Origin of the sequence: Citrobacter sp. CK189, from assembly GCF_030333505.1 — a bacterium.
Taxonomy (GTDB): domain Bacteria; phylum Pseudomonadota; class Gammaproteobacteria; order Enterobacterales; family Enterobacteriaceae; genus Citrobacter_B; species Citrobacter_B koseri.
Genome location: NZ_JAOWFV010000035.1, coordinates 18,680 through 44,206, shown reverse-complemented (window position 1 = coordinate 44,206; position 25,527 = coordinate 18,680). Strand labels below are relative to the sequence as shown.

Below are 25,527 nucleotides of genomic sequence, written 5' to 3'. Positions count from 1 at the left end.
CATTTTTATAACATAAAGGCGTCACGTTTAAAATCACGGAGGCCGTTCAGGCCCCCACCAGCCAAATGAAAACGTCACATCGCCAGTACAATGAGAACCACAGGCTTAAATCTCAAAACTTGATTTATGACCAAGCCTCATTTCAAAGGCATTTCTTAGCGTAGTCGTTACCTTTTCAAAATCGTGTAACTTTTCAGTGTCATTAAAACAGGCCTGCGCGGTGCCATTTGACAGCGTCTTGATGGCCTCGTTTATGTTACTGGACGACAAATTGAAATATACTCCACGCCCTTCCGGGTTCTTAGGATTAAAGTTACCGTGGGCCAGTTGCCAGTACCTGAATAAATACTGCGTTAAACATAATGGCTCTCTGAACCTTTTACTTGATGATTTTTTCAACAACTCCTCTTCGGCCTGCCATATCTCAGTGAATGTACTTTTCAGGAATGGCTGCGGAAGATGCTTACCGTAGAAGCCTTCAAAATAACTTGCACGGCGGTTCATAAAATTTTTCAACAGACCTTTTTTATAACGTAAGCTATAGTATTTACGTCTGTTTTCTTTGATTATTGTTTTTTTATTAATATGCGTATTTAAAACACTGACATTAAGAAATTCTGACGACCTCATTATGATCTCATCTTTATTTTTAGGTGATTGTTTTTTTATGATAAGGAAGTCATTAGGATAGCCATTATCAAAATAAAAATCTTCCCGCAAAGGAGAGGTAATGAACGTATCGTCATTAAATAAAACAAATTTATTACTGAGATCTTTTATCCGATGAAGATTTAGCTCTATCGTATTAGAGTTGAACGTTGGTAAATATTCCGACGGAATAAACTCATCATGAAAGACAATATTTAATTTTTCATGTTCAACATTGATCCATGACGGAATTTGTCCACAGGTAACCAAATGTACTTTTCTTACCCATGGCGCATATTTTTCGACACATCTGAACCAATATTTAAAGATACCCATATCCCTGAACCGCGCAGGGTGGACGGCTCTCTCACCGTGGCTACCTTTTCCTTTGAACTCAGTAAACTTTTCTTGCCAGGCTACATCGGTTGAATCAACCCATAAAACAACAAAATCAATATCACTCATCGTTTTTATCTCAAATAATCATTGCGCTCATAAAATATAACAAGTCCGAAAGGCTATTTTTAACCCCATCAAGGCAAAGGCAAACAAGATGAGCACGGTTAAATTGCCTGACGATGAACCCGCCGGAGCGGTGAGTCGCGCATAAATAATCAGGTAATAAAAGCATCAGCCGGGCACGTTTTCATACCCTTTAAGCCTTTGAGAATAAAGATTCAATATTGATAAGCCCAGGTAATAGAGGGTTTTCCTGGGTTCGAACAGGCTCTGCGATACTTTATCGCGAAAATGATACATGACGGATTCAGATGAAATCAAGGACAGAAGTCATAGAATCGCCCTGTTATCCGGTAATGCAGAATGATTTTTGAAGAAAAAATAAACGATAAGATGATTCTTACGTGTCGATATTTCACGATCTGATCAATTTGATTATTGGGGGCGGGATGAACATTGTCTCCACCAGCCCCTCGGGGCGCGGCATCGGGGGCTAACAGTGATTAAATTCAAAGAGTTAATAGCATACGTTCTACATTTTCATAACACGCGGCACGAAATGCACTCGACCGCAAAGACAGCTTATGTTGTGATCGGGGTTCAATAAATCGCTAAACAAGGTATACTCCAGCGGTTTTCTTAGTTGTTTATTGTACTAAACGCTCCCGTGAGAGGATGCTACTGCGCACCTATGACACAATTCGCTTCTCCTGTTCTGCACTCGTTGCTGGATACAGACGCTTATAAGTTGCATATGCAGCAAGCCGTTTTTCACCACTACTATGATGTGCATGTAGCGGCTGAATTTCGTTGCCGTGGTGACGACCTGCTCGGTATTTACGCCGACGCTATTCGCGAGCAGGTGAATGCAATGCAACACCTGCAACTTCAGGAGGACGAGTTCCAGTGGCTCTCCGGCCTGCCCTTCTTTAAAGCTGATTATCTCAACTGGTTACGTGACTTCCGCTATAACCCGGAACAGGTCTGCGTGACCAACGATAACGGGAAGCTAAACATCCGCTTAACCGGCCCGTGGCGCGAAGTCATCATGTGGGAAGTCCCGCTGTTGGCGGTGATCAGCGAACTGGTGCACCGTTACCGCTCGCCGGAAATGGGTGTGGCGCAGGCGCTTGATGCGCTGGAGAGTAAACTCGTCGATTTCTCTGCATTAACCGCCGATCTCGATATGTCCCGCTTCCATCTGATGGATTTCGGCACCCGTCGCCGTTTCTCTCGCGAAGTGCAGCAGGCCATCGTCAAACGCCTTCAGCAAGAACCGTGGTTTGTCGGCACCAGTAACTACGATCTCGCCCGTCGGCTATCGCTTACGCCTATGGGCACTCAGGCGCATGAATGGTTCCAGGCGCATCAGCAAATCAGCCCGGATCTGGCGACCAGCCAGCGCGCAGCTCTCGCCGCCTGGCTGAATGAATACCCTAACCAGCTCGGTATCGCGCTGACGGACTGCATCACGATGGACGCTTTCTTACGCGACTTCGGCACCGAATTTGCCACGCGTTATCAGGGCTTACGCCACGATTCTGGCGATCCGGTTGAATGGGGTGAAAAAGCCATCGCCCATTACCAGAAGCTGGGCATTGACCCGCTGAGTAAGACGCTGGTCTTCTCAGATAACCTCGATCTGAAGAAAGCAGTCGATCTCTATCGTCACTTCTCTTCACGCGTGCAGTTGAGCTTTGGTATTGGCACCCGTCTGACCTGCGATATCCCGCAGGTGAAGCCGCTCAATATTGTCATCAAGCTGGTGGAATGTAACGGCAAACCGGTCGCCAAATTGTCAGACAGCCCGGGGAAAACAATCTGTCATGACAAAGCTTTTGTGCGTGCATTACGTAAAGCTTTTGACCTTCCTCATATAAAGAAAGCCAGTTAATCATTGTTGGCCGGATAACGCGCTTAGCCGCTATCCGGTCGACAGAAAGCGCGTCTTATCGCGACTTTGCTTCCCTTTTCATGTTTATTTCCGAAATCTTTCGTTCCAGCTGCGAATTCTGCTTGTCTGATTGCAGATGCCAGGTAACATAGGTATCCCCCCAATCAGGGTGGACAAGTGTTTATTTTTTCCGACTATTAACAGAGAGAATATTATGAGCGTTGTGCCTGTAGCCGACGTACTCCAGGGCCGCGTAGCCGTTGACAGCGAAGTCACCGTGCGCGGATGGGTGCGTACCCGCCGAGATTCAAAAGCTGGCATCTCCTTCCTCGCCGTTTATGACGGTTCCTGCTTTGATCCTGTACAGGCTGTCATTAATAATTCTCTGCCCAATTACAATGAAGACGTATTGCGTCTGACAACCGGCTGCTCGGTTATCGTCACGGGTAAAGTCGTTGCGTCTCCGGGACAAGGGCAAAGTTTTGAAATTCAGGCCACCACGGTTGAAGTAACCGGTTGGGTTGAAGATCCTGATACCTATCCGATGGCGGCAAAACGCCACAGTATCGAATATCTGCGTGAAGTCGCGCACCTGCGTCCGCGCACCAATATGATTGGCGCAGTCGCGCGCGTGCGCCATACGCTGGCGCAAGCGCTGCACCGTTTCTTTGACGAGCAGGGTTTCTTCTGGGTTTCGACGCCGCTGATTACCGCCTCCGATACCGAAGGCGCGGGTGAAATGTTCCGTGTATCAACATTGGATCTGGAAAACCTGCCGCGTAACGACCAGGGCAAAGTCGATTTTGATAAAGACTTCTTTGGTAAAGAGTCCTTCCTGACCGTATCCGGCCAGTTGAACGGCGAAACCTATGCGTGCGCCCTGTCCAAAATCTATACCTTTGGCCCTACATTCCGTGCAGAAAACTCCAACACCAGCCGCCACCTGGCTGAGTTCTGGATGCTGGAGCCGGAAGTCGCCTTTGCCAACCTGAATGACGTAGCTGGCCTTGCCGAAGCGATGCTGAAATACGTCTTCAAAGCCGTACTGGATGAACGCGCGGATGATATGAAATTCTTCGCCGAGCGTGTCGATAAAGATGCGATTTCTCGTCTGGAACGTTTTATTGATGCAGACTTCGCCCAGGTTGATTACACCGATGCGGTCACAATTCTGGAAAACTGCGGTAGGAAATTCGAAAACCCGGTTTACTGGGGTGTGGATCTCTCCTCTGAGCACGAACGCTATCTGGCAGAAGAGCACTTTAAAGCGCCAGTGGTAGTGAAAAACTACCCGAAAGACATTAAAGCGTTTTATATGCGCCTTAACGAAGACGGTAAAACCGTGGCGGCAATGGATGTTCTGGCGCCGGGCATTGGTGAAATCATTGGTGGTTCCCAGCGTGAAGAGCGTCTGGACGTACTGGATGCCCGTATGGCGGAAATGGGCCTGAATAAAGAAGATTACTGGTGGTATCGCGATCTGCGCCGCTACGGTACTGTTCCGCATTCAGGTTTCGGTCTCGGCTTCGAACGTCTGATCGCTTATGTCACCGGCGTGCAAAACGTTCGTGATGTGATTCCGTTCCCGCGTACTCCACGTAACGCCAGTTTCTGATTTTAGAAGGCCAGCTTTGCTGGCCTTTTCTCTCTCAGAATGTCAAGTTTTATGGATAAGAAGTAAACAAATCTAAAAACAAGCCCCTCAGCTCCCCCTTCCTGTTACCTGATATTTCATTGCAACATCTCAGTACAAAAAATAATCCCTCCGATCATTGCGGATTAGTTTTTCCTCACCTGATAGCATAATTTTTAATCAATCACATGGCATTCCAGACGTCTGAAAAAAGTTATCAATCACACCCGCGTTCAATCACATTTGCAGTAAGTGCTATGTTTAGAAAAATTAAACATAAGGAAATCATATAAATAGAAATAAAAATGGGAAATGGTGGCTGAAATTGGCCTGAAATTTGAAGTCGTTCACAAAGCGTCAAAAATAAAACATTTAGTTACACATTTTTTCTTTTTGAAACCAATTCTTTATCTTTGTAGCACTTTCACGGTAGCGAAACGGTGGTTTGAATGGAAAGATGCTTGTCAGACACATAAAGACACCAAACTCTCATCAATAGTTCCGTAAATTTTTATTGACAGAATTTATTGGCGGCAGTGGCAGGTGTCATATAAAAACCAATGAGGGTAATAAATAATGATGAAGCGTAATATCCTGGCAGTGGTAATCCCTGCCCTGCTGGCAGCTGGCGCCGCAAACGCAGCCGAAGTGTACAACAAAGATGGCAATAAACTGGACCTCTACGGTAAAGCGGTAGGTCTGCACTACTTCTCTAAAGACAACGGCAAAAACAGCTACGGCGGTGATGGCGACCAGACCTATGCACGTCTGGGTTTTAAAGGTGAAACCCAGATCAACGATCAACTGACCGGTTACGGCCAGTGGGAATACCAGTTCAGCGGTAACAGATCCGAAGGTGGTTCTGACTCTCAGAAAGGCAACAAAACCCGTCTGGCATTCGCAGGTCTGAAACTCGGCGATGCGGGTTCTCTGGACTACGGTCGTAACTACGGTATCGTTTACGATGCACTGGGCTACACCGATATGCTGCCAGAATTTGGTGGTGACACCGCATACAGCGACAACTTCTTCGTTGGCCGTGTTGGCGGTGTGGCAACCTACCGTAATTCCAACTTCTTCGGCCTGGTTGACGGCCTGAACTTCGGTGTTCAGTATCTGGGCAAAAACGAGCGCGCAAGCAACTACGTTGTTAACGCAGACGATTCCAGTAACTTCAGCGACGTACAGCGCTCTAACGGCGACGGCTGGGGTGCATCTCTGAGCTATGAATTCGAAGGCTTTGGTATCGTTGGTGCTTACGGTGCCGCTGACCGCACCAACGCTCAGCAAGATTCTCGCCTTGCTGGTCGTGGTAAAACCGCTGAGCAGTGGGCTACTGGTCTGAAATACGACGCCAACAATATCTACCTGGCAGCCAACTACGGTGAAACCCGTAACGCCACGGCTATCGACGGCGGCTTCGCCAACAAAACTCAGGACATCCTGTTAGTTGCTCAGTATCAGTTCGACTTCGGTCTGCGTCCGTCCATCGCTTACACCAAGTCCAAAGCCAAAAACGTTGAAGGCGTGGGTAGCGAAGATCTGGTCAACTACGTAGAAGTTGGCGCGACTTACTACTTCAACAAAAACATGTCCACCTATGTTGACTACATCATCAACCAGATTGATTCTGACAACAAACTGGGCGTAGGCTCTGACGACACGGTTGCTGTAGGTATCGTTTACCAGTTCTAATCAGCAGACCTCTTTGTTAAATGCCTAAAAAACAGGACTTCGGTCCTGTTTTTTTATGTCTGCCAGCAAAATCTGGCGTCTTAAAAAAACACTCAGGCTTTTTGTCACTAACAGTTGGCATTTTGTAAATCTGCCGTTAACCTGATTACGGATTTCCCTTCTGTAACCACAATGGAACCTCGTCATGTTTGAGAACATTACCGCCGCCCCTGCCGACCCTATTCTGGGCCTGGCCGATCTGTTTCGTGTCGATGACCGTCCCGGAAAAATTAACCTTGGTATCGGTGTCTATAAAGATGAGACAGGCAAAACGCCGGTGTTAACCAGCGTTAAAAAAGCCGAGCAGTATTTACTGGAAAATGAAACCACCAAAAACTATCTCGGTATTGATGGTATTCCAGAATTCGGCCGTTGCACGCAGGAATTACTGTTTGGCAAAGGTAGCGCGCTGATCAATGACAAACGCGCTCGCACCGCGCAAACGCCAGGCGGTACTGGCGCGCTCCGTGTTGCCGCGGACTTCCTGGCAAAAAATACGGCGGTAAAACGCGTGTGGGTAAGTAATCCAAGCTGGCCAAACCATAAGGGCGTCTTTAATTCCGCCGGTCTGGAAGTGTGCGAATACGCTTATTACGATGCAGAAAACCACGCGCTTGATTTCGATGCCTTGCTGGCAAGCCTCAATAACGCGCAAGCTGGTGACGTCGTTCTGTTCCATGGCTGCTGCCATAACCCAACCGGTATCGATCCGACGCTGGAACAGTGGCAAACGCTGGCTCAGCTTTCTGTCGAAAAAGGCTGGCTGCCGCTGTTTGACTTCGCCTATCAGGGTTTTGCTCGCGGTCTGGAAGAGGACGCGGAAGGTCTGCGTGCGTTCGCAGCGCTGCATAAAGAGCTGATCGTCGCCAGTTCCTACTCTAAAAACTTTGGCCTGTATAACGAGCGTGTCGGTGCCTGTACGCTGGTTGCCGCAGATGCGGAAACCGTTGACCGCGCATTCAGCCAGATGAAATCCGCCATTCGCGCCAACTACTCTAACCCTCCGGCACACGGCGCATCCGTTGTAGCGACTATCCTGAGCAACGATGCCCTGCGTGCTATCTGGGAACAGGAACTGACCGATATGCGCCAGCGTATTCAGCGCATGCGTCTGTTGTTCGTCAATACGTTGCAGGAAAAAGGCGCAGATCGCGATTTCAGCTTTATCACCAAACAGAATGGCATGTTCTCATTCAGCGGCCTGACGAAAGAGCAGGTACTGCGTCTGCGTGAAGAGTTTGGCGTATATGCGGTGGCTTCTGGTCGCGTCAACGTGGCTGGAATGACGCCGGATAACATGGCTCCGCTGTGCGAAGCCATTGTCGCCGTACTGTAAGTATCATAGCGCCAGGTAGTGCCTGGCGCTTACCCGGCCTACAGTGGTTTCCCATTGCAGGCCGGACAGAATTTACCAGACCGGCATTTCATCTTGCAGGAACGGGTTATGCAGCCGCTCATGGCCAAGCGTCGACATCGGCCCATGACCCGAAATAAACGTCACATCATCGCCCAACGGCAATAATTTACGCTTGATCGAATCAATCAGCTGAGCGTGATCGCCACGCGGGAAATCGCTGCGCCCAACGCCGCCTTTGAAGATCACGTCACCGGAAATCAGTAGCCGTGAAGACTCATCAAAGAAGACGATATGGCCCGGCGTATGCCCAGGACAATGCAACACCTGTAAAGTCACATTCCCTACGCTAATACGGTCTCCTTCATTCAGCCAACGGTCAGGCGTCAGCGGCTGACACTCTTCCAGACCAAACATGCGACTTTGCGCCGGTAAACCCTGTAGCCAGAACTCATCTTCTTTTTCCGGGCCGATCACTGGCACGCCATAATGCTTCGCCAGTTCCGCCGCCGCGCCAACATGATCGAGATGACCGTGCGTAAGCAGGATCTGCATCAACGTCACGCCGCTGGCGTCCACTTCCTGTTTGATGGTCTGTGCGTCGCCGCCGGGATCGACCAGCGCGGCCAGACGGGTTTGCTCACACCAGATCAATGAACAGTTCTGGGAGAATGCGGTGACCGGAATAATACGATAGTTCATACTGCTCCTGTTTCGTTAAGTCTGCGGATCACCAGTGCCGTGCCGGCCCGGTGTCAATATGCACAAAGTTACTGCGTGGGTAGTATCCTACACCACCTGCGCGCATAGATAACGCAGCTTTGCGAATATTACTTAATGAAACGCCTTCAATATGGAAATCCATCGCCTGCCCTTTCGTGTGGTAGCTTTTTTTCGCCACTCCACGACTGTGCGCACGCAGTTCGTTATTGGTATCCAGTGAGCGGTAACCCGAGATGAGCTGTACGGGCTTACGGGTGCCTAAAAGGCCTTGCAGGCGGAAGAGCTGGTCGAACAATCCTGGGTCGATGGCTTTCACTTTATTCGCGCGAAAATCACGGAAAAAATGGTTTAGTTTTGCTAATTCATCCTGAATATAGGCTCTTCCGTCGAAAAATTCCGCTTTAATTGACTCTCCGGTATGGAGGTTGTTCAGTGTCAAAATACGCGGACGTGGGGTGGAGAGTGTGGCAAATGCTGGCGTAGGCAAGATGGCGGCGCCGAGAGCAACGCCACCAAACGCCAGCAACTTGCGGCGATTAGCGTCAAATTTGTCCATGATAATCAGGTCTACAGGTAAATGTTTTCGTTAATATGCACTTCTGGCGCACGAGGGGCACCTTAACTGGCAAAAAAGCCGACGTCAAGGTGGCCCATCCCCAGCAACGGCGGGGCTTGCAGCGAATCAGCCCTGCCGATGACCAATATTACGACAACAGATTTATCAGAACTTCTTCATTTACCTGATTAATTGTTCTGCTTTTGACACAATTTGTGCGCTGGATCGCGCAGTCAGATCATAATTGTAAATATCTGTACGATACTGAGTGCGTCCGTCTGCTCCCACAAACGCCGTCAGGTAATACAGATTCACCGGAATATTCTGACGGATGTTGACGTACCGGGTATCACCTTGCTTCAGCGCATCCGAAATCCGCGTATCGTTCCAGCCTGCATCCTGAAGCAGCATATTTGCCAGCTCAGAGGCCTTATTCACACGCACGCAGCCGGAGCTGAGCGCTCGCGTATCTTTCTGGAACAGATTGTGATTCGGCGTATCGTGCAGATAAATCGCGTCTGAACTTGGCATATTAAATTTGTAACGCCCCAGCGAGTTGTGCGCGCCCGGCGCCTGCTGGAAGCGGAACGGCAGGTTCGATGGCGTAATGGTCGACCAGTCCACCTGCCACGGGTTAATCGTCTCTTTGCTGTTCCAGCCGCGCATAACGGTATAACCGTGGCGTTCCAGATACCCCGGATCATTCCAGACTTTGGGCAGAATATCTTTTCGGGCCAGCGTTGGCGGCACATTCCAGGGCGGATTCACCACCACGTTATTAAGCGCGCTGCTCATCATTGGCGTTTTCCGATCGGGGCGGCCAACAATCACCCGGGAAGCCAACACCTGGTTGCCGTTCTGGTAATAAACCAGCGAATAGGCCGGAATATTGACCATAATGCCCGTTGATAATTCTCCTGGCAGTAAACGCAAACGCTGAATATTCAGCGCCAGTACCCCTGCACGTTGCGCAGGCGTCACATTCAGCCATTCGCGCGTCGCCGGGCCGACAGCGCCATCCGCCCCCAGCCCTTGCCAGGTCTGAAAACGTTTCACCGCATCAACAAGCTCACGATCATAAGCCGCACGGACTGCCGGAGCGGGTTGGCTGCGCTGAGTGGATTGCCGGGCAACAGGTTTCACGGCGGCAGGCTCCACCGCGACGGCGGAAGGGCTGACAACCACATCGGCCGCCACGTCATCCCCCGGGAGCGCTATCTTAGGCCCGCCTTCCAGCATACCGGTGCGCTGTAAAATCTCACGCAGCGCAGGCACATCATTGCTCCACTGACCAGGACGCAACGTCGCGGTACTGGTCAACTGCGGCCAGGGGCGAGCGTCGCTAACAAGCTTTTTCAGTGAATCATGCAGCGCGGCGTATTGCGGATGCTGTGGCGCAAGGCTGGCGACAAACGTCGTCAGCTGACCGTTGTCCAGCGCAACCTGCCACTGGTTGATCACCGAAAGCGGCGGTGTTGCCAGCGCATAAGGTTTGTCGCTGTATAGCCAGCGCGTCCCTTTTACGGGAATATTGGCGATGAAATGGAGATAGCCCATTATGGCGTCGGATAAAACAGCATCTCGCGCCAGACCGGTGACTGACGGGTCGGTCAGCAGCGCGACCCAGGTGGTAAATTGCGGCTGGAAGCCGGCGATGGCCACTTCCGCCAGCTGCTGCTGAAACGCTTTCACCGCATCGCGATTTTCCCACATTGGTTGCATATCGCGGGCGGCATACAGCAGTTCCAGTTGATTCAGATAAACCGGCGTATAACCAGAAGGAAGTTGCGATTGTAATTCAGCCCGGGCTTTCTCCGCAGAGATCCCCTCCGGCAGCGGCTGAATCCCCGCCATTACCGCTGTCGCAGGCGATTGCGCTTGCGGCTGTGACAACGCGGTAGGCTGTTCGCTGACGGTCGCTGAGCTGTCGCCAGGAATCATTTCAGGCTCATCGGCCTGCACACTGAACAGTGGAGCAAATGTTACGGCCAGGCATAAACTGATTGCCGACAGCCGACGACTACAAATTTTGTTAAGCAACATCCCTTGCCCCCTGTTTCTTTATCATACTTTGAATAGCCAGGTTGCCCGCTCACATTGGGTAAAAACCTGAAAACGCCAATACCTTCTGAAGTATGACGAGCAAGCCTGCTTACTCGTCAGGCTTACCTTCAGTATATAAACATCAAAAAGGTTTTGCCTAACCTAATGTAAAGAAGTTTAAAGAAAAAGCACCTGGTGTAAGGTGCTTTTCAGACTTCTGTTTATCGATTTTATGATGAAAAAAGACGGCGCGAAGGCCGTCTTCATCTTACTTACCCGGCGGCCTGCGACGAGGCATCTTCGGTGCCAGTGCCAGGTAGGGTCTCCGGCAGTTGTGGGGCGAAGCCACGCAGTCCGACCACATGAACGTGTTCGGTATTGTGGAAAACCTTACGCACCAGCTTATAGGTGGTGCCTTTCTCAGGGCTGATGTTTTCCGGCGCTGCGATGATAAGCTGCATTTGCAGACGTTCGCACAGTTCGAACAGCGTCGCGATGGAACGCGCATCCAGACGCGCAGCCTCATCAAGGAACAGCAGGCGGCATGGGGAGATATCTTTTCCGCGCAAGCGGCGGCCTTCGTCTTCCCAGCTTTGTACTACCATCACCAGAATGGACATCCCGGTACCAATCGCTTCACCGGTAGACAGCGCGCCGGACTCCGCACGCAGCCAGCCGTCTGAACCACGGTTGACCTCGACTTCCATCTCCAGATAGTTACGGTAATCCAGCAGCTCCTCGCCAATGGTCTGCGGCGTACGCTGCCCCATATCAATCTGCGGATTCAGGCGCTGATACAGCTTCGCCAGCGCTTCAGAGAAGGTCAGGCGGTTGCTGTTAAACAGATCCTGATGCTGCTCATGCTGTTCGGAAAGAACATCCAGCAAGGTCGCATGCGTTTCCCGCACGTTAACGTTGAGACGCACGCTGTTCACCTGACCGAATGAGACGTTTTGCAGTCCCTGGTTCAGCATACGAATACGATTTTGTTCGCGCTGAATCGTCTTACGAATAATGTTCGCCACGCTGCGCGAGCTGATCGCCAGCTTCTGTTCGCGGGAGGTCAACTCTTCCGTCAGGCGACTCAACTCAATTTCCATCTGTTCGATGGCCTCAACCGGGTCATCGGTACGGATGATATCCTGGCGAATACGCTCCCGCAGATGCTGGTAAACTGCCACGAAGAACTGGATCTTACGTTCCGGTCGTTTTGGATCTTCCGACATACGTAATACATCACGCAGGTGTTCGTTATCCGCCACCGCCAGACGCAACGCACCCAACGCCTTATCCGACATGGAGCGAAGTTCATCTGCCGACAGATAAGCCAACTCGCGACGATGCAAACGGCGCTCTACCCCGTTATCTTTCACCATCCGCATCACCGCGCACCACCCGGCTTTCGCGGTGACCACCTGCTCGCGCATTTCATGATAATCGCGTTCCAGCTTGCGCAGTCTGCGGGTCAGGTTATCCATTTCTGCTTCACAGAAGGTCAGCGCTTTTTCCAACTGGTTACGACGTGAGCGGTTATTGCTCAGTTGCGTATGCAGTTCGTCACGGCGGATACGCGCACGCTCTTCCGAACCGCTGTCGGCACGCACGCCGATATCCTGTAATTCACGTTGCAGGTCGCCCAGCAGCTCTTTCTTGGTGTCATACGAGCTTTTCAGTGAGGCCAGAACCTGATTGTACTGGCTGAGTTGCGCGGCATGACCGCGTAACGCTTCACGGGCACGGGTACGCTCGGCTTCCGCCTGTTCCAGACGCTGACGCAGTTTTTCGTTCAGATCGCTATTGCCGCTCAGCATTTCGGCCGAGTCGGAATAGCTGAAGTGCGCCCGACGCTGTACGACCTCCGTCAGCGCAAAAGCCTGCTGACGCGCATCCCGCTGCATTTGCTGGGAGTATGCGTAATCTTCTTTCAGTTGCTCAAACTGTTCGGGATCGTTTTGCAGAACCGAGACGATCGGCTCCAGTTTGGCTAACTGATTACCGTGTTGCTGTATAAAACGCGCCGCTTCCTGCGCATCATCCAGACGTTCCTGAATTTCATCCACGCGGTCAGCCAGCGTGTCGTCCGCCAGCAGGTTCAGGCGCGGCAGTAAACGGTTCAGAGCGGAGACGCCCTCTTTCGCCTGTTCAAACTGAATACGCTGCTGCTGGTTGTCGTTTTCATGCGTAGCCAGCGCGCGTTCCAGTTCAACGCGACGGCCATTCAATTGGCGAATTTCCGCTTCCGGGTCGGCCTCAAACGCGACCGCCAGATGGCTGCCGATAAAACGACTGAACGCCTGATGCAGACGCTGAGTTTTCTGCACGTCGAAGGACAACGTCGCAAAGCGTTCAGACAGCCCTTCGCGCTCAGCATGCAGACTTTCAATACGGTTTTCACGCGCGGCGCGACCAAAGATCGGCACCGTCGGGAAACGGGAATAACGCCACTGACGCTCGGCGGTTTTCACCACCACCGCGTTTTCCAGCTCATCAACGCTGAAGACGCTGTCATCGAACGACTGAGGGTCCCCTTCGATGAAATAGAGATCTTCCGGGCAATCCGTCAGCCCTTCAAGCTGTTCGGCGATCAGCGACAGATCCGGCACCACGATAGCATGACGGGACGGGCCGTACAGCGCGGAGAAGTACGGCGCGTCTTCGAAGCTGACGTCATCATAGATTTCCGACAGCAACACGCCGCCAAAACGCTCCGCCAGCGCGTTCAGACGCGAGTCTTCCGAGCCGCCCGGCTGGCTTAAGCGTTCAATCTCTTCATCAACCGCGTTCTTACGCGCGCCAACTTCGTCGCGCTCTACAATCGCTTCACGCTCGCGCTCCAGCAACTGTTGCAGATACTCGGTTACCTCCTGGCTGGAGGTAAACTCTTCGCCGCTCTGTTCGCACAGCTGATTCAGACTGTTTTGCGCCGCCAGCCAGATCGGGGCGCGCTGCATTAAGTGCTGAATGCGGGACTGGAGTTGCTCCTGCTCCTGACGCAGCGTCATACGCTGTTCATGGGCGTTAGAAACGCTATCCGACAGGGCGGCGATGCGGGCTTCCAGCTCCTGGTGCAACGCTTCCAGCTCATCAATGTCGAAATGTTTGCCCTGACGTTTACAGAATTCCGCCAGCAGGCGTTCAGCTTCCTGTTGTTCGCGCAAGCGCTGTTCCAGTTCACTCAGACGCATACGCAGCGGCTGAACCTGCTCCGCCAGGTGACGCTGTTCCACGCCTTCGCGCAGCAGGTCACGCGCCACGCTCCAGGCTTCATTACGCGCCAGCGGGCCATTAATGGCGGCCACCAGCTGATATGCCTGTTCAAACTGACTGTGCGCGGTTTGCGCCACGCTCATTTTCTGTTCCAGCGAAAGCAGTTTTTCCGTTGCTTCCTGCTCTTTCGCCTGGAACGTTTCCAGCCATTCTGCGGCGCTGTCCGCCGCCAGGTCAGGCAGATGACAAAGCGCTTTGGCGCGGTCAAGCGCCTGGATCGCCTGGTTGTACTGAATCGCGCGCGTCTGCTGCACATCCAGCGCCTGCTGATAGTCCGCCAGTTGGCTTTTCAGTTCATCCACTTCCAGCTCGGCGGCTTCCGCACGGGCTTCGTTCTCTTCCTGCATGTCGGCGGCTTCAGCCACCACTTCATTTTGCTCTTCGAGACGAATTTGCAGCTCATCGAGATCCGCTTCGTAGCGCTCGATCTTCTCCTGCTGGCGCAGCGCGGTCTGCACCAGGTTCAGGTGGTCGCTGGCGGCCTGGTAATCCGCTTCCAGATCCCCTTCCGCACCGTTGTGCTCGCCCAGTTCACGCGCCATGTCGACGTGTTTGTACTGTTCCGCCGCCAGTTGCTTACGCGATGTGTACAGCTCGCGACGAAACTCCAGCGCTTTATCCAGATGAACCCGACGTTCGTTGGCGTGGCGCATGTAGTCCGCCGCCACGTAGTTAGTGGCTTCGCTAATCAAATGCTTGAACAGGTCACGATCCGACTGGGTTACGCGGATCGCTTCCAGCGTCATACGGTTTTCACGCAGCGCGGCTTCCATATCCTGGAACGCTTTACGCACGCCGCTATTTTCCGGCAGCAGGTAGTCACGCAGGGAACGGGTAATCGCGCTGGAGATCCCGCCGTACAGCGAGGCTTCAATCAGACGATAGAACTTGCTGCGATCGGACGCAGAACGCAGACGGCGGGCAATGATGCCCAGATCGAACATCAGCGAGTGATAATCGGTGATCGAGTTAAACTGCTTAAACTGCACGCCTTCCATCGCATCGAGCTTCTCTTTCAGCTCCGCGAGGGTCAACACGCGCGCCTGGCGCTCGTTCAGCGTTTCCGTCACCAGCTGCGTCGGCTGCACCGACATCGGCAAGCCCTGAATGGCAAACGGTTTGATATCAACTTTGCGATCGCGTCCGGCGACCTGCTGCAAACGCACGCCCACCACAACACGCTGATGGCGGGAATTGAGGACGTCGAGCATGGAATAACAGACGCCCGCTTTCAGCTTACCGTGCAGGCCTTTATCGCGCGATCCGCTGGTGGCCCCGGCTTCCGTGGTGTTACGGAAATGCAATAAGGTTAAGTCCGGGATCAGCGCCGTGACGAACGCCGCCATCGTGGTGGATTTACCGGCGCCGTTCCCGCCGGACAGCGTGGTGACCAGCTCATCGAGGTCAAAGGTGCGGGCAAAAAAGCCGTTCCAGTTAATCAGCGTTAGTGAGCGAAATTTACCGCGTTCAATCATTATTCTTCCTCTCCACTGTCCGGCTGATTCTCTTCGGTCTCATCGTTGAGTTGCAGGTGATTTTCAACCGGCATGGCTTCCCCATCGCGGATTAAGCGACGCTGCGCTTCACGCGGATCGTCACCGGTACGCACATCCGCGCCAAAGCGGAACACCGATTCCGTGATACGGAATTTGCTGCTGTCATGGCCCATAAACCACACCATCCCTAAGCGACGCAGACGGTTTAACGACGAGCGCACCTTCTCCTGTAGTTTCTGACGATCCACGTCAGACCCCGTTGAGCGGTTGTTGACCAGTTTCAGCAATTTGGCTTCGTCTGTCAGGGCGAGCAGCTCATCGTACAGTTCCTGCTGGGTAAAAATCCCCTCATTTGCCAACCGCTCCGGGCTGAGATAGAGGTAACAGAGGATTTTACCCACCATCATGTCCAGTTCAGACAAGACGGAGCGCGGGATAATCGTCGTGGAACGCGGGCGCAGGTAGAAAAACCCCTCCGGCGCGCGAATCAGTTCGACGTTATAGCGACTGTAAAACTCTTCCAGATACTCCTGGAAATCCATCAGGAAGGCATGATTATCCAGCTCATCCAGACCGATATGTCTGCCGGAGCGTAATGCGCTATCCAGCGCCGGAAATAACGGGTTTGCCAGCGCCTGCGCCAGCTTGACCGGCATCACTTGTTCAATATTTGTCAATGACATGCGCCTGTACCTTGGCTCCGTAATCATTAATCGGCTGCCATTTGGCTGGCAGTCCGGTGAAGTCTGCTTGCGCTACGCCAAGACGTACCGCCTGATCGATAACAATACGCGCCACGTCGAAGTGACGCGCTCGTGGGTATTGCGCCAGATATTCGCGCACTACCAGGCCGAGATCCAGTGGGGCTTGTCTGGATTTATAGATAGCCAGCTGTTCTTCGATGATCGCCGCCAGTTGTTCGCGGATCTCGTTAAATTCTTCATATTCCAGGTCCGGCGGCAGTTCGCCGGTCACCTCTTCATCGCGCAGCGCCATCTCTTCATCGCGCATATCCAGCAGACGATCGGCGTTGGCATAGGTCAGCGCCCACGGCTCATCAAAATAGCTCTGGATGGACTGGCGCAGTCGCTGGGCAAAGACGCGGTTTTTATCCATATCAATCGCGGTACGGATAAATTTGTGTACGTGTCGGTCATAGCCAATCCACAGGTCGATGGATTGCTGACCCCAGCTAATAATGCGGTCGAGTTTGCTTTGCAGATCGAACACCAGACGATCCACAAAATGCAGGTCGTCATGCGCCATCGTGGCGTCCTGGATGCGTAACAGATTGGCCTGCAATTTATCGCCAGCTGCTTCGAGCGTATCCTGTAACTCACGCAGCGTGCCGGATGTTTCAGAAAGCAGCAGTTCGCAACTCGAAATCGCCGCGCGCCAGTCTTTGTTCAGCAACTGCGCAATGTCGTCTTTTACCTGCTGCTGCTGCTCATCCATGATGCGCTGGGTCAGGTCGATGCTGTCGAAAATTTCCGCGACCGAATATTTCAGCGGCGCATAAACGTTGCGATGCCAGTGAAATTCGTCGCCGCCCTCATCTGCCGCATCCGCCGCCCGCTTCAGTTCACCCGCGACAATGGATAGCTGCATGGAAAGGCGCAACGTGGAAAACTCACGCTGGCGGATGTAGTAATCGGTAATGCCAATCCCGAGCGGCGTCAGGCGATAAATGGCGTTGCCTTCCGCTTGCTCGCTGGTAAAGCGGTTCAGCAGACGTTGACGTACCATATCGTTGATCGCGTTGTTGGCGCGCACGCCGATGGTTTCGCTGGTTTGCTCAAACGCATCACTGACATGGCGGAACGCATCCACCAGTTCGCCTTCACTCATCTCCCCGTCCAGGCGCTCGCCGTTCAGCGTGGCTACCGCCAGCAGGAACGAAAGTCGGTCTACCGGCAGAGAGATGGAAAAGTCATTTTTTCTGGCCCAGGCAACCAGTTCGGGGACTGTCTGGGAAAATTCACTCATAAGTTATCCTTGCATCTGCGGTTTGCGCGCGGTGACATGAATGTAGCGGCCAAGGCTAATATACGGCTCCTGGCGGCAATAACGCGTTTCTAATTCAACTAACATCTCATAGCAGTCACGCTGTTGATGCTTCTCACGCAGATAATCATGAAATACGCGTACGCCGGTCTTACCGGTAATCTGCCAGCCAATATCTTCCAGCCACTGATAAACCTGCTCGGGTTTACGTGGATAGTCTGGCGAAAGCGTACGCTTTTTGCGTTTTGGCATCCCCACCTGCACATAGTCAAAGTTCCCTGCCACCATGTTATGCATCAACAGGCCGTTAGCATTGTAGAACATTAACGACAGTGCTCCGCCGGGGCGCAAAACTGACCAAAGCGTCTCTAACACGCCGACCGGTTCCGCCACCCACTCCAGCACAGCATGAAACAATATCAGATCAGCGGAGGTTTCCAAATGCGAAGCGACATCCTGAACGGCGCATTGTATAAAATGCATGTTTCCGCTCACACCTTTTGCTTCTGCCGCCTGCTGCGCACGCGCGATCATCTCGCCGGACAGATCGCACAATGTAACCTGATGCCCACGCTCCGCCATTTTGATGGCCGTTTGCCCCTCTCCGCCGCCAGCATCCAGGATGTGCAGTTTTCGCTCGCCGAATTCCGCCAGCAACCGCTCAAGATCCTGCCACAGAATCGCCTGTCGCAGCTGTCCTTTAGTGGTTCCGTAGATGTTACGGGAAAACTTTTCAGCAATGTCATCAAAATTGCGGTCCCGCATCGGACTCTCCACAGGCTGGCTCAGGTGTGCTTTTAAAAAGAAGCTATTTTGTCATAGTCGCGGCGATATTTAACCTGTCTGGTGTAATATCCCTGCTGATCCCCTGCTGTATGGTCAAAAAAGGAACCAAAAAGGATGCTTTTTACTCTGAAGAAAGTGACTGGCGGTCTGTTGCTGCCGCTTCCCTTTATGCTGCTCATCATGGGCGTGGGGCTGGCGCTGGTATGGTTTAGCCGCTTTCAGAAAACCGGGAAGGCGTTTATCAGCCTGGGATGGCTGGCAATATTTCTGTTAAGCCTGCAACCTGTTGCTGACCGTTTGCTCAAACCGATTGAAGACAGTTACCCCACCTGGCAGGGAACGCAAAAAGTAGACTATATCGTGGTACTGGGCGGCGGCTACACCTGGAACCCCCAGTGGGCGCCCAGTTCGAATCTGATCAATAACAGCCTCCCACGTCTGAACGAAGGCGTACGCCTCTGGCTGGCCAATCCGGGATCGAAACTGATCTTTACGGGCGCGGCGGCAAAAACCAATCGCGTGAGTACGGCAGAAGCGGGTGCAAGAGTGGCGGAATCGCTGGGTGTGCCACGCAGCGACATCATCACGCTGGATCAGCCAAAAGATACCGAAGAAGAGGCGGAAGCGGTGAAACAGGCCATAGGCGATGCCCCTTTCCTGCTGGTCACTTCCGCCTCCCACTTACCGCGCGCCATGATCTTCTTCCAGAATGTTGGGTTACATCCGCTGCCTGCGCCAGCCAATCAACTGGCGATAGATTCACCGTTAAATCCGTGGGAGCGAGCAATTCCCTCCCCGGTATGGTTGATGCATAGCGATCGCGCCGGTTATGAAACGCTGGGGCGCATCTGGCAGTGGCTGAAAGGCGCGTCAGGCGAGCCAGGGCAGCAGTGATTTTGTCGCGAGGTCAAAGTTGGAGCGGCTAAAACGCCCGGTATTGACCAGCTGCGCGACTTCGTCCCATAACACATAAAGCCAACGCCGCCAGATGAACGATTCCGCCACTGGCGCGTGTTGCAGATAATGCCAGAGCAACCCTTCCGCCAGCGCATTGTCCATCAGCCGAAACAGTTCATACTCTCGTGGCGCCCACAGCATAACGCCAGGCCCCACCATCGCCAGAAGCTGATCGCTGCGGGCATCTTTCAGCATACTGCGCAGGCTAAAATTGCCGTGGATGAGCACACAATTATCATTAAATCCTTCAAACAGCGCAGGCAGGCACTCCCGGGTACGAAACAGAATGCGTTTATCCTGCATGGTTAACCCGGTGTTGTTGAACTGGTTTAACGTCGTCCATAGCACTTCAACACGCTGGCGATACCAGGACGGCCAGATATTTTCCTGCGTATGATCCACCGCGCCTACGCAACCCCGGCTGTCCTGTCGATGCCAGGCTAACAAACCTTCTACAATCTGATCCTTCAACTGCTCCCAGCGCTCAGGCGTGCGGGCGGGCGCTTCCACAGAGACGCCACGCAGACGCTCCAGCAGCAGGACATCAGGCCCGGGGTGTTCCTCATGCGTCATCACGCCATAGACAACCGGCATGCGTACCGTGCCGCTACGCGCCAGCATGGTCGTTTTCCATGCCAGTTGCTGCGCCACGCCGGGGGTCGTAAAACTTCTCGCCATCAGCGGCATCGGGTTTCCCTGACTGTCGTACAGCGACCACAAGGCCGTATCCGCCTTTTCACTCACGCACTCTATACGGCTGAGTTTTTCGCCCAGCAGATGACTCAGTTCGGCTCGCAGCTGTTCCATTTCAGATTGCCCTCATAAACGCCACTGCTTTTATAATGAGCGCCGTATGGACAGATGTCACCCGGATGAGATCAATTGATGAAAAGAAAAATGAAGGGAAAATCGTAACGATACGACACTCCTCCCATTTGTGAGAGGAGTGCGATAGCGGATATCAGCGCATTTCGGCGCGAACGCGCTCAAGATCTTCGGCTGTATCAACGCCCGTTCCCGGGACTTCTTTGGCGACGGCAACATGGATTTTTTCGCCATACCACAGCACACGAAGCTGCTCCAGCATCTCAATATGCTCAAGCGGGCTGGGCTGCCAGTTCACGTAGCGGCGAATAAACCCGGCGCGATAGCCGTAAATTCCCAGATGGCGCAGGAACGTGTCGCCCACGGTCTCAAGGCTTTTCGCAAAACGATCGCGATCCCAGGGGATCGTCGCACGCGAGAAATAAAGCGCATAGCCTTCAGCGTCCAGCACAACTTTCACTGCATTAGGATTAAAGGCTTCTTCAGCACCGTGAATCGGCGCCGCCAGCGTCGCCATACCAACCTGGCGCTGCGCCAGGTTTTCCGCCACCTGACGAATAATCACCGCCGGGATCATCGGTTCATCACCCTGCACGTTCACAATAACGGTATCGTCGCTAAAACCGCATTTTTCAACGACTTCCGCCAGACGCTCCGTCCCGGACTGATGGTCAGCGCGCGTCATGCAGACTTCCCCACCCGCCGCTTCTACCGCGCGAGCGACATCTTCATGGTCCGTCGCGACAATAATGCGTTCAGCGCCAGATTCGCGCGCGCGTTCCAGAACATGCACGATCATCGGTTTGCCGTTGATATCCAGTAAAGGCTTACCGGGCAGACGCGTGGACGAAAAACGAGCGGGAATAATGACCACAAAACTCATGATTTACTCTCATCAGCAGTAATGGAACGCGCTTCCGTTTCCAGCAATACCGGAATGCCATCGCGCAATGGGAAAGCCAGGTTATCCAGTTTGCAAATCAGTTCTTGTTTTTCCTGGTTATACCAGAGTTTGCCGTTGCATACCGGGCAGGCAATGATTTCAAGTAGACGATGATCCATAGTTCCTCCAGATGGACCGGATTGTGAATCCATCAATATTAACATAATCGTTTATGAGACCGCGTCTATTTCCCAGCCATGACGATTTTCTGCAAACAAGGCGGATGGGCAGTTCCCTAGCGTGACGCGGCTGGCCTGTTGCCAGCGAGCGAACGCATTAATCGCCTGCAACAGCCCTTTTTGCAGCGTCGGGCCCGGTTTAACCCCCTCCTGCAACCAGAGCGATATGACTTCCAGCACGCCCGTTTTGCGATGCATTTTGGCATCCATGCGCCCAACCAACTGCCCCCGATGCAGCAGCGGCAAAACAAAATAGCCGTACTGGCGTTTAGGCGCCGGGGTATAGCACTCCAGGCGGTAGCTAAAATCGAACAACTGCTCTGCCCGTTTCCGGTCCCAGACGACGGGATCAAAAGGGGATAAAACCGCGCTATGCGTAGCGGTGAGCTTATTGTTCAGCGCCTGCTCCAGTAGCGGCAACAGATCGGCGTGTAGCCACATTGCCCCCAGCCTGTCGGCCTGAACGGGAACCAGTTGCCCTTGTTCAACGCGGATATCACGCCACGTTTTCACTTCAGGTCGCCGCAGGCGATAGTAATCCGCCAGCCACTGCTCGCGAAAAATCCCCAGACTGCGCGCGCTATTATCCAGCATGGCGATTTCTGCTTCTGCCTGCGACAGTAAATCGCGTTTATCGTCCCAGTGCGGCATCACGCGTTGCGTCAGGTCATACACGCGCTGAAAGTTGCGCCGTTCTACAACCATGACTTTCCCGGCAGTGAACAATCCTTCAAGATGGCGCTTATGCGGCTTCCATTCCCACCATCCACTGGCGCCTTTGCGTGGATGCGCAAAATCCGCTGAGCGCACAGGGCCGTTATGATGAATATGCTGGATCAACTGCGCGATCTCATCGGCATGTTCCTGCATCCACGATGCTTTGTACTTCCAGCCCATCTTCTCAGGCGCCAGCATACGGTGACGAATTAGCGTAAAGTCGCTACGCGGTAAGAAACAGGCCTCATGCGCCCAGTATTCCATGAGTTCGCCACGCGACAACGAGTCGTCCAGCCACTGTTGCGGGTAGTGGCCCAGACGGCTAAACAGCACCAGATAGGGGCTGCGCGCCACAACGTTGATCGTATCGATTTGCAATAAAGACATGCGCGAAATCGTCGCGAGAATATCCGCAGGCAATGCCTGACGGCGGGGCTTTTTCAGCAAACCTTGCGCAGCAAGATGGAGATGACGAACATCCGTAAGAGAGAGATGCGGCAACGACATGTATAACTCCGGGAATCGTTCGCTGCCGCCACATCAATTTGTGCTAGCGAGCCAGCGAGATGAGTTGTTCAAGCAGTGCGTCAGGTTGTTCACCCGACAAACGCGCGTCTACAGGTAAATACCACCAGTTGTCCTCGGCAAATCCCCGGCATTTAACGGCATCTTTTTCCGTCATGACCAGCGTTTGCCCGTCGGTTACTAACGCCTTCACATCGTTAGAGGCGAGAGACTGATGATCGGCCAACGGAACGCATTTCTGTAGCGACGCCCCACACGCTTCGAGCGTAGCAAAGAAACGTGGAGGATGGCCAATCCCCGCCATCGCGACAATGTTGCTTAACTCCGCGACATGACGGCGCTCACCGGTGCATAAATTGACCGCCAGCCCTGGCGCCAGCTGCATCGGAATTTCTCCTGGTCTGGCAACGCCGCCGTTGACGATCACCGCATCTACCGATTTAAGCCGGCTGGCGCGCTCACGCATCGGCCCTGCGGGCAACCACCAGCCATTGCCAAACCGACGCACGCCGTCGATGACAACGATTTCAATATCGCGCGCCAGACGATAATGCTGTAGCCCGTCATCTGTCACGATAATTTGTACATCGTGACGCGCGAGAATCGCTTTTACTGCGTCTGAGCGAACCGGCGAGACAGCGACAGGCGCGCCGGTTCGTTGATAGATCAGTACCGGCTCATCGCCCGCTTCCGCAGAGGACGTTTGTGGAGTAAGCAACAGCGGATAAGACGCCGCTTTACCGCCATACCCCCGCGAAACAACCCCCACGCGAATGCCGCGCTGTTGCAGTTGCTCGACCAGCCAGATAACGACCGGCGTTTTTCCGTTGCCCCCCGCCGTAAGGTTCCCGACGACAACGACCGGCACCGGCGCACGCCAGGCGCGTTTAATTCCCAGCCGGTAGCACAGGCGAATCCCCCCACTCACCAGGCCATACAGCCAGGAGAGTGGGAGCAAAAGACGCCACAGGGGCGATTCACCAGACCAGATGCGGGCGATCATTGGCCAAATTGCATTTTATGCAGTTGCGAATACACACCGCGCTGCTCCAGCAATTCGCGATGGGTTCCACGCTCAACAATAATCCCGTCTTCCACCACGACAATTTCATCAGCTTGTTCAATCGTTGAGAGGCGGTGCGCGATAACCAGCGAAGTACGGTTTTTCTGCAACTCATCCAGTGCGGACTGAATCGCGCGTTCGGATTCGGTGTCCAGCGCAGAGGTGGCTTCATCCAGAATCAGGATTGGGCTGTCACGCAGCAACGCACGGGCAATCGCGATACGCTGACGCTGGCCACCAGAAAGCAGTACGCCGTTCTCGCCGATAACCGTATCCAGACCGTCATCCATCTTGCTGATAAAGTCCATGGCATACGCCATACGCGCCGCTTCTTCAATTTGCTCGCGGCTGTACTCTTCAGTACGCGCATAGGCGATGTTGTTCGCAACCGTATCGTTAAACAGGTGCACATTCTGCGAAACCAGCGCGACCTGATTACGCAATGAAGACAGGGTATATTCACGCAGATCGTGTCCATCCATCAGGATATTCCCTTCATTGATGTCGTAGAAGCGCGTGATCAGACTGGCAATGGTTGATTTACCTGAACCGGAACGCCCGACCAGTGCAACCGTCTTACCCGCCGGAATATGCAGATTGATATTGCGCAGCGCAGGTGTTTCACGCCCCGGATAGGTAAAGGTCACATTGCGGAATTCCAGATCGCCTGTCGAACGTTCAATTACGCGTTTGCCTTCATCTTTCTCTTGCTCGCTATCCAGAATAGCAAACAGCGTCTGGCATGCCGCCATACCACGCTGGAACTGCGCATTGACGTTGGTCAGCGATTTCAGAGGACGCATCAGGGCAATCATTGATGAGAATACGACGGTAATCGTACCCGCAGTCAGGCTGTCCATTACGCTCGGGAAGCTAGCCGCATAGAGAACAAAGGCCAGCGCCAGAGACGCGATCAGCTGAATGATCGGATCAGAGATGGATGATGCAGACACCATTTTCATCCCTTGCAGACGCATTTTATTGCTGACTTTGTCAAAACGCTTCGTTTCAACTTCCTGACCGCCAAAGATAAGCACTTCTTTGTGGCCTTTCAGCATCTGCTCTGCACTGGTGGTCACCTGCCCCATCGTGTTCTGCATGTTTTTACTGATGCTACGAAAACGCTTCGATACCACGCGAATCGCAATAGACACAACGGGCGCCAAAATGACCAGAATGATCGACAGTTGCCAGCTGTTATAGAACATCATGATAAACAAAGCGATGATCGATGCACCTTCACGCACGACCGTAATCAACGCCCCGGAAGACGATGACGCAACCTGTTCTGAGTCATAGGTAATACGAGAAAGCAGTGTCCCCGTTGATTGTTTATCAAAGAATGCAACAGGCATCCCCATCATATGACCAAACAGACGACGGCGCATGGTCATCACCACTTTGCCCGATACCCATGAAATACAGTAGCTGGAAATATAGCTGGTGATACCACGTAATATCATCAGGCCAATAACCACCAGCGGCATCCAAAGCAGCACCGATCGATCTGTTTTACCAAAACCATCGTCCAGCAATGGTTTGAGGAGCGATAACATAAAAGCATCGCTGGCCGCATTGAGGATCAACGCGACACCCGCCACGATCAGCCCAGTTTTGAAAGGCGCAATGGTAGGCCACAGTCGGCGGAACGTCTGCCACGTAGAGAGATCTTTATCGTTATGCATTCAAAAAACCAGCATTTGTTGAAATAGCCGCATATT

The 25,527-nt window shown here is 52.9% G+C and carries 19 protein-coding genes; 5 read left to right on the top strand and 14 right to left on the bottom strand.

The genetic code is table 11. The annotated features are described in order from the left end of the window. Positions 1–105: 105 nt before the first annotated feature. Positions 106–1,113, bottom strand: coding sequence for a stealth family protein (locus OGV83_RS04465; protein ID WP_012132987.1), 1,008 nt, complete (start codon positions 1,111–1,113; stop codon positions 106–108). A gap of 685 nt (positions 1,114–1,798) precedes the next feature. Between OGV83_RS04465 and pncB the strand changes: the two genes are divergently transcribed. The 4 genes from pncB to aspC all read left to right on the top strand — a co-directional run bounded on the left by pncB (position 1,799) and on the right by aspC (position 7,704). Beyond that, on the top strand, positions 1,799–3,001 hold the full coding sequence (gene pncB / locus OGV83_RS04460) for a nicotinate phosphoribosyltransferase (protein WP_071258278.1): 1,203 nt from the start codon (positions 1,799–1,801) through the stop codon (positions 2,999–3,001). A 214-nt stretch (positions 3,002–3,215) separates the two neighbouring features. Beyond that, positions 3,216–4,616 carry an asparagine--tRNA ligase gene (gene asnS, locus OGV83_RS04455; RefSeq protein WP_024130475.1) on the top strand — a complete coding sequence of 467 codons (1,401 nt, stop codon included), beginning with the start codon at positions 3,216–3,218 and terminating at the stop codon, positions 4,614–4,616. Positions 4,617–5,210: 594 nt separating this feature from the next. Continuing rightward, positions 5,211–6,329, top strand: a complete 1,119-nt coding sequence (gene ompF / locus OGV83_RS04450; protein ID WP_047457749.1) for a porin OmpF — start codon at positions 5,211–5,213, stop codon at positions 6,327–6,329. Between the two features lie 184 nt (positions 6,330–6,513). Next, positions 6,514–7,704: an aspartate transaminase gene (gene aspC, locus OGV83_RS04445; protein WP_047457753.1), complete on the top strand. Its 1,191-nt coding sequence runs from the start codon at positions 6,514–6,516 to the stop codon at positions 7,702–7,704. 72 nt (positions 7,705–7,776) lie between these two features. Here aspC and OGV83_RS04440 read toward each other — a convergent pair whose 3' ends face one another. The 7 genes from OGV83_RS04440 to cmoM form a co-directional block, all read right to left on the bottom strand. After that, entirely contained in the window at positions 7,777–8,424 is a 648-nt protein-coding gene (locus OGV83_RS04440; protein WP_012132997.1) for an MBL fold metallo-hydrolase, read from the bottom strand. 28 nt (positions 8,425–8,452) lie between these two features. Beyond that, the gene (mepK, locus tag OGV83_RS04435; protein ID WP_012132998.1) at positions 8,453–9,001 is read right to left on the bottom strand and encodes a peptidoglycan L,D-endopeptidase MepK; all 549 of its coding nucleotides are present in this window, start codon (positions 8,999–9,001) and stop codon (positions 8,453–8,455) included. A gap of 180 nt (positions 9,002–9,181) precedes the next feature. Continuing rightward, on the bottom strand, positions 9,182–11,044 hold the full coding sequence (gene ldtD, locus OGV83_RS04430; RefSeq protein WP_049009175.1) for a L,D-transpeptidase: 1,863 nt from the start codon (positions 11,042–11,044) through the stop codon (positions 9,182–9,184). 272 nt (positions 11,045–11,316) lie between these two features. Then, on the bottom strand, positions 11,317–15,786 hold the full coding sequence (gene mukB, locus OGV83_RS04425) for a chromosome partition protein MukB (protein WP_286463191.1): 4,470 nt from the start codon (positions 15,784–15,786) through the stop codon (positions 11,317–11,319). Next, positions 15,786–16,490 carry a chromosome partition protein MukE gene (gene mukE / locus OGV83_RS04420; protein WP_024130476.1) on the bottom strand — a complete coding sequence of 235 codons (705 nt, stop codon included), beginning with the start codon at positions 16,488–16,490 and terminating at the stop codon, positions 15,786–15,788. The genes mukB and mukE overlap by 1 nt, the downstream gene beginning before the upstream one ends. Further along, positions 16,471–17,793 carry a chromosome partition protein MukF gene (mukF, locus tag OGV83_RS04415; protein ID WP_058668967.1) on the bottom strand — a complete coding sequence of 441 codons (1,323 nt, stop codon included), beginning with the start codon at positions 17,791–17,793 and terminating at the stop codon, positions 16,471–16,473. The genes mukE and mukF overlap by 20 nt, the downstream gene beginning before the upstream one ends. A gap of 3 nt (positions 17,794–17,796) precedes the next feature. Then, the gene (gene cmoM, locus OGV83_RS04410) at positions 17,797–18,576 is read right to left on the bottom strand and encodes a tRNA uridine 5-oxyacetic acid(34) methyltransferase CmoM (RefSeq protein WP_286463190.1); all 780 of its coding nucleotides are present in this window, start codon (positions 18,574–18,576) and stop codon (positions 17,797–17,799) included. 135 nt (positions 18,577–18,711) lie between these two features. On the opposite strand from cmoM, the gene elyC reads away from it, so the two are divergent. Continuing rightward, complete coding sequence (gene elyC, locus OGV83_RS04405; protein WP_286463189.1) at positions 18,712–19,491, top strand: envelope biogenesis factor ElyC; 780 nt, start codon at positions 18,712–18,714, stop codon at positions 19,489–19,491. Here elyC and OGV83_RS04400 read toward each other — a convergent pair. The 6 genes from OGV83_RS04400 to msbA form a co-directional block, all read right to left on the bottom strand. Continuing rightward, positions 19,468–20,361, bottom strand: coding sequence for a YcbJ family phosphotransferase (locus OGV83_RS04400; protein ID WP_012133006.1), 894 nt, complete (start codon positions 20,359–20,361; stop codon positions 19,468–19,470). The genes elyC and OGV83_RS04400 overlap by 24 nt on opposite strands. A gap of 154 nt (positions 20,362–20,515) precedes the next feature. Next, on the bottom strand, positions 20,516–21,262 hold the full coding sequence (gene kdsB / locus OGV83_RS04395) for a 3-deoxy-manno-octulosonate cytidylyltransferase (protein ID WP_012133008.1): 747 nt from the start codon (positions 21,260–21,262) through the stop codon (positions 20,516–20,518). Further along, on the bottom strand, positions 21,259–21,441 hold the full coding sequence (gene ycaR / locus OGV83_RS04390) for a protein YcaR (RefSeq protein ID WP_012133009.1): 183 nt from the start codon (positions 21,439–21,441) through the stop codon (positions 21,259–21,261). Before ycaR ends, kdsB begins: the two co-directional genes overlap by 4 nt. Before the next feature lie 51 nt (positions 21,442–21,492). Beyond that, positions 21,493–22,725: a winged helix-turn-helix domain-containing protein gene (locus tag OGV83_RS04385; RefSeq protein WP_200028589.1), complete on the bottom strand. Its 1,233-nt coding sequence runs from the start codon at positions 22,723–22,725 to the stop codon at positions 21,493–21,495. Positions 22,726–22,768: 43 nt separating this feature from the next. Continuing rightward, positions 22,769–23,746: a tetraacyldisaccharide 4'-kinase gene (gene lpxK, locus OGV83_RS04380; RefSeq protein WP_199971427.1), complete on the bottom strand. Its 978-nt coding sequence runs from the start codon at positions 23,744–23,746 to the stop codon at positions 22,769–22,771. Next, positions 23,743–25,491 carry a lipid A ABC transporter ATP-binding protein/permease MsbA gene (gene msbA / locus OGV83_RS04375; RefSeq protein WP_012133012.1) on the bottom strand — a complete coding sequence of 583 codons (1,749 nt, stop codon included), beginning with the start codon at positions 25,489–25,491 and terminating at the stop codon, positions 23,743–23,745. The genes lpxK and msbA overlap by 4 nt, the downstream gene beginning before the upstream one ends. Positions 25,492–25,527 lie beyond the last annotated feature (36 nt).

What these genes read in the sequence shown, in the direction of transcription:
- OGV83_RS04465 (WP_012132987.1), bottom strand. Translation starts at nt 1,113, where the DNA reads ATGAGTGATATTGATTTTGTTGTTTTATGGGTTGATTCAACCGATGTA.
- pncB (WP_071258278.1), top strand. Translation starts at nt 1,799, where the DNA reads ATGACACAATTCGCTTCTCCTGTTCTGCACTCGTTGCTGGATACAGAC.
- asnS (WP_024130475.1), top strand. Translation starts at nt 3,216, where the DNA reads ATGAGCGTTGTGCCTGTAGCCGACGTACTCCAGGGCCGCGTAGCCGTT.
- ompF (WP_047457749.1), top strand. Translation starts at nt 5,211, where the DNA reads ATGATGAAGCGTAATATCCTGGCAGTGGTAATCCCTGCCCTGCTGGCA.
- aspC (WP_047457753.1), top strand. Translation starts at nt 6,514, where the DNA reads ATGTTTGAGAACATTACCGCCGCCCCTGCCGACCCTATTCTGGGCCTG.
- OGV83_RS04440 (WP_012132997.1), bottom strand. Translation starts at nt 8,424, where the DNA reads ATGAACTATCGTATTATTCCGGTCACCGCATTCTCCCAGAACTGTTCA.
- mepK (WP_012132998.1), bottom strand. Translation starts at nt 9,001, where the DNA reads ATGGACAAATTTGACGCTAATCGCCGCAAGTTGCTGGCGTTTGGTGGC.
- ldtD (WP_049009175.1), bottom strand. Translation starts at nt 11,044, where the DNA reads ATGTTGCTTAACAAAATTTGTAGTCGTCGGCTGTCGGCAATCAGTTTA.
- mukB (WP_286463191.1), bottom strand. Translation starts at nt 15,786, where the DNA reads ATGATTGAACGCGGTAAATTTCGCTCACTAACGCTGATTAACTGGAAC.
- mukE (WP_024130476.1), bottom strand. Translation starts at nt 16,490, where the DNA reads ATGTCATTGACAAATATTGAACAAGTGATGCCGGTCAAGCTGGCGCAG.
- mukF (WP_058668967.1), bottom strand. Translation starts at nt 17,793, where the DNA reads ATGAGTGAATTTTCCCAGACAGTCCCCGAACTGGTTGCCTGGGCCAGA.
- cmoM (WP_286463190.1), bottom strand. Translation starts at nt 18,576, where the DNA reads ATGCGGGACCGCAATTTTGATGACATTGCTGAAAAGTTTTCCCGTAAC.
- elyC (WP_286463189.1), top strand. Translation starts at nt 18,712, where the DNA reads ATGCTTTTTACTCTGAAGAAAGTGACTGGCGGTCTGTTGCTGCCGCTT.
- OGV83_RS04400 (WP_012133006.1), bottom strand. Translation starts at nt 20,361, where the DNA reads ATGGAACAGCTGCGAGCCGAACTGAGTCATCTGCTGGGCGAAAAACTC.
- kdsB (WP_012133008.1), bottom strand. Translation starts at nt 21,262, where the DNA reads ATGAGTTTTGTGGTCATTATTCCCGCTCGTTTTTCGTCCACGCGTCTG.
- ycaR (WP_012133009.1), bottom strand. Translation starts at nt 21,441, where the DNA reads ATGGATCATCGTCTACTTGAAATCATTGCCTGCCCGGTATGCAACGGC.
- OGV83_RS04385 (WP_200028589.1), bottom strand. Translation starts at nt 22,725, where the DNA reads ATGTCGTTGCCGCATCTCTCTCTTACGGATGTTCGTCATCTCCATCTT.
- lpxK (WP_199971427.1), bottom strand. Translation starts at nt 23,746, where the DNA reads ATGATCGCCCGCATCTGGTCTGGTGAATCGCCCCTGTGGCGTCTTTTG.
- msbA (WP_012133012.1), bottom strand. Translation starts at nt 25,491, where the DNA reads ATGCATAACGATAAAGATCTCTCTACGTGGCAGACGTTCCGCCGACTG.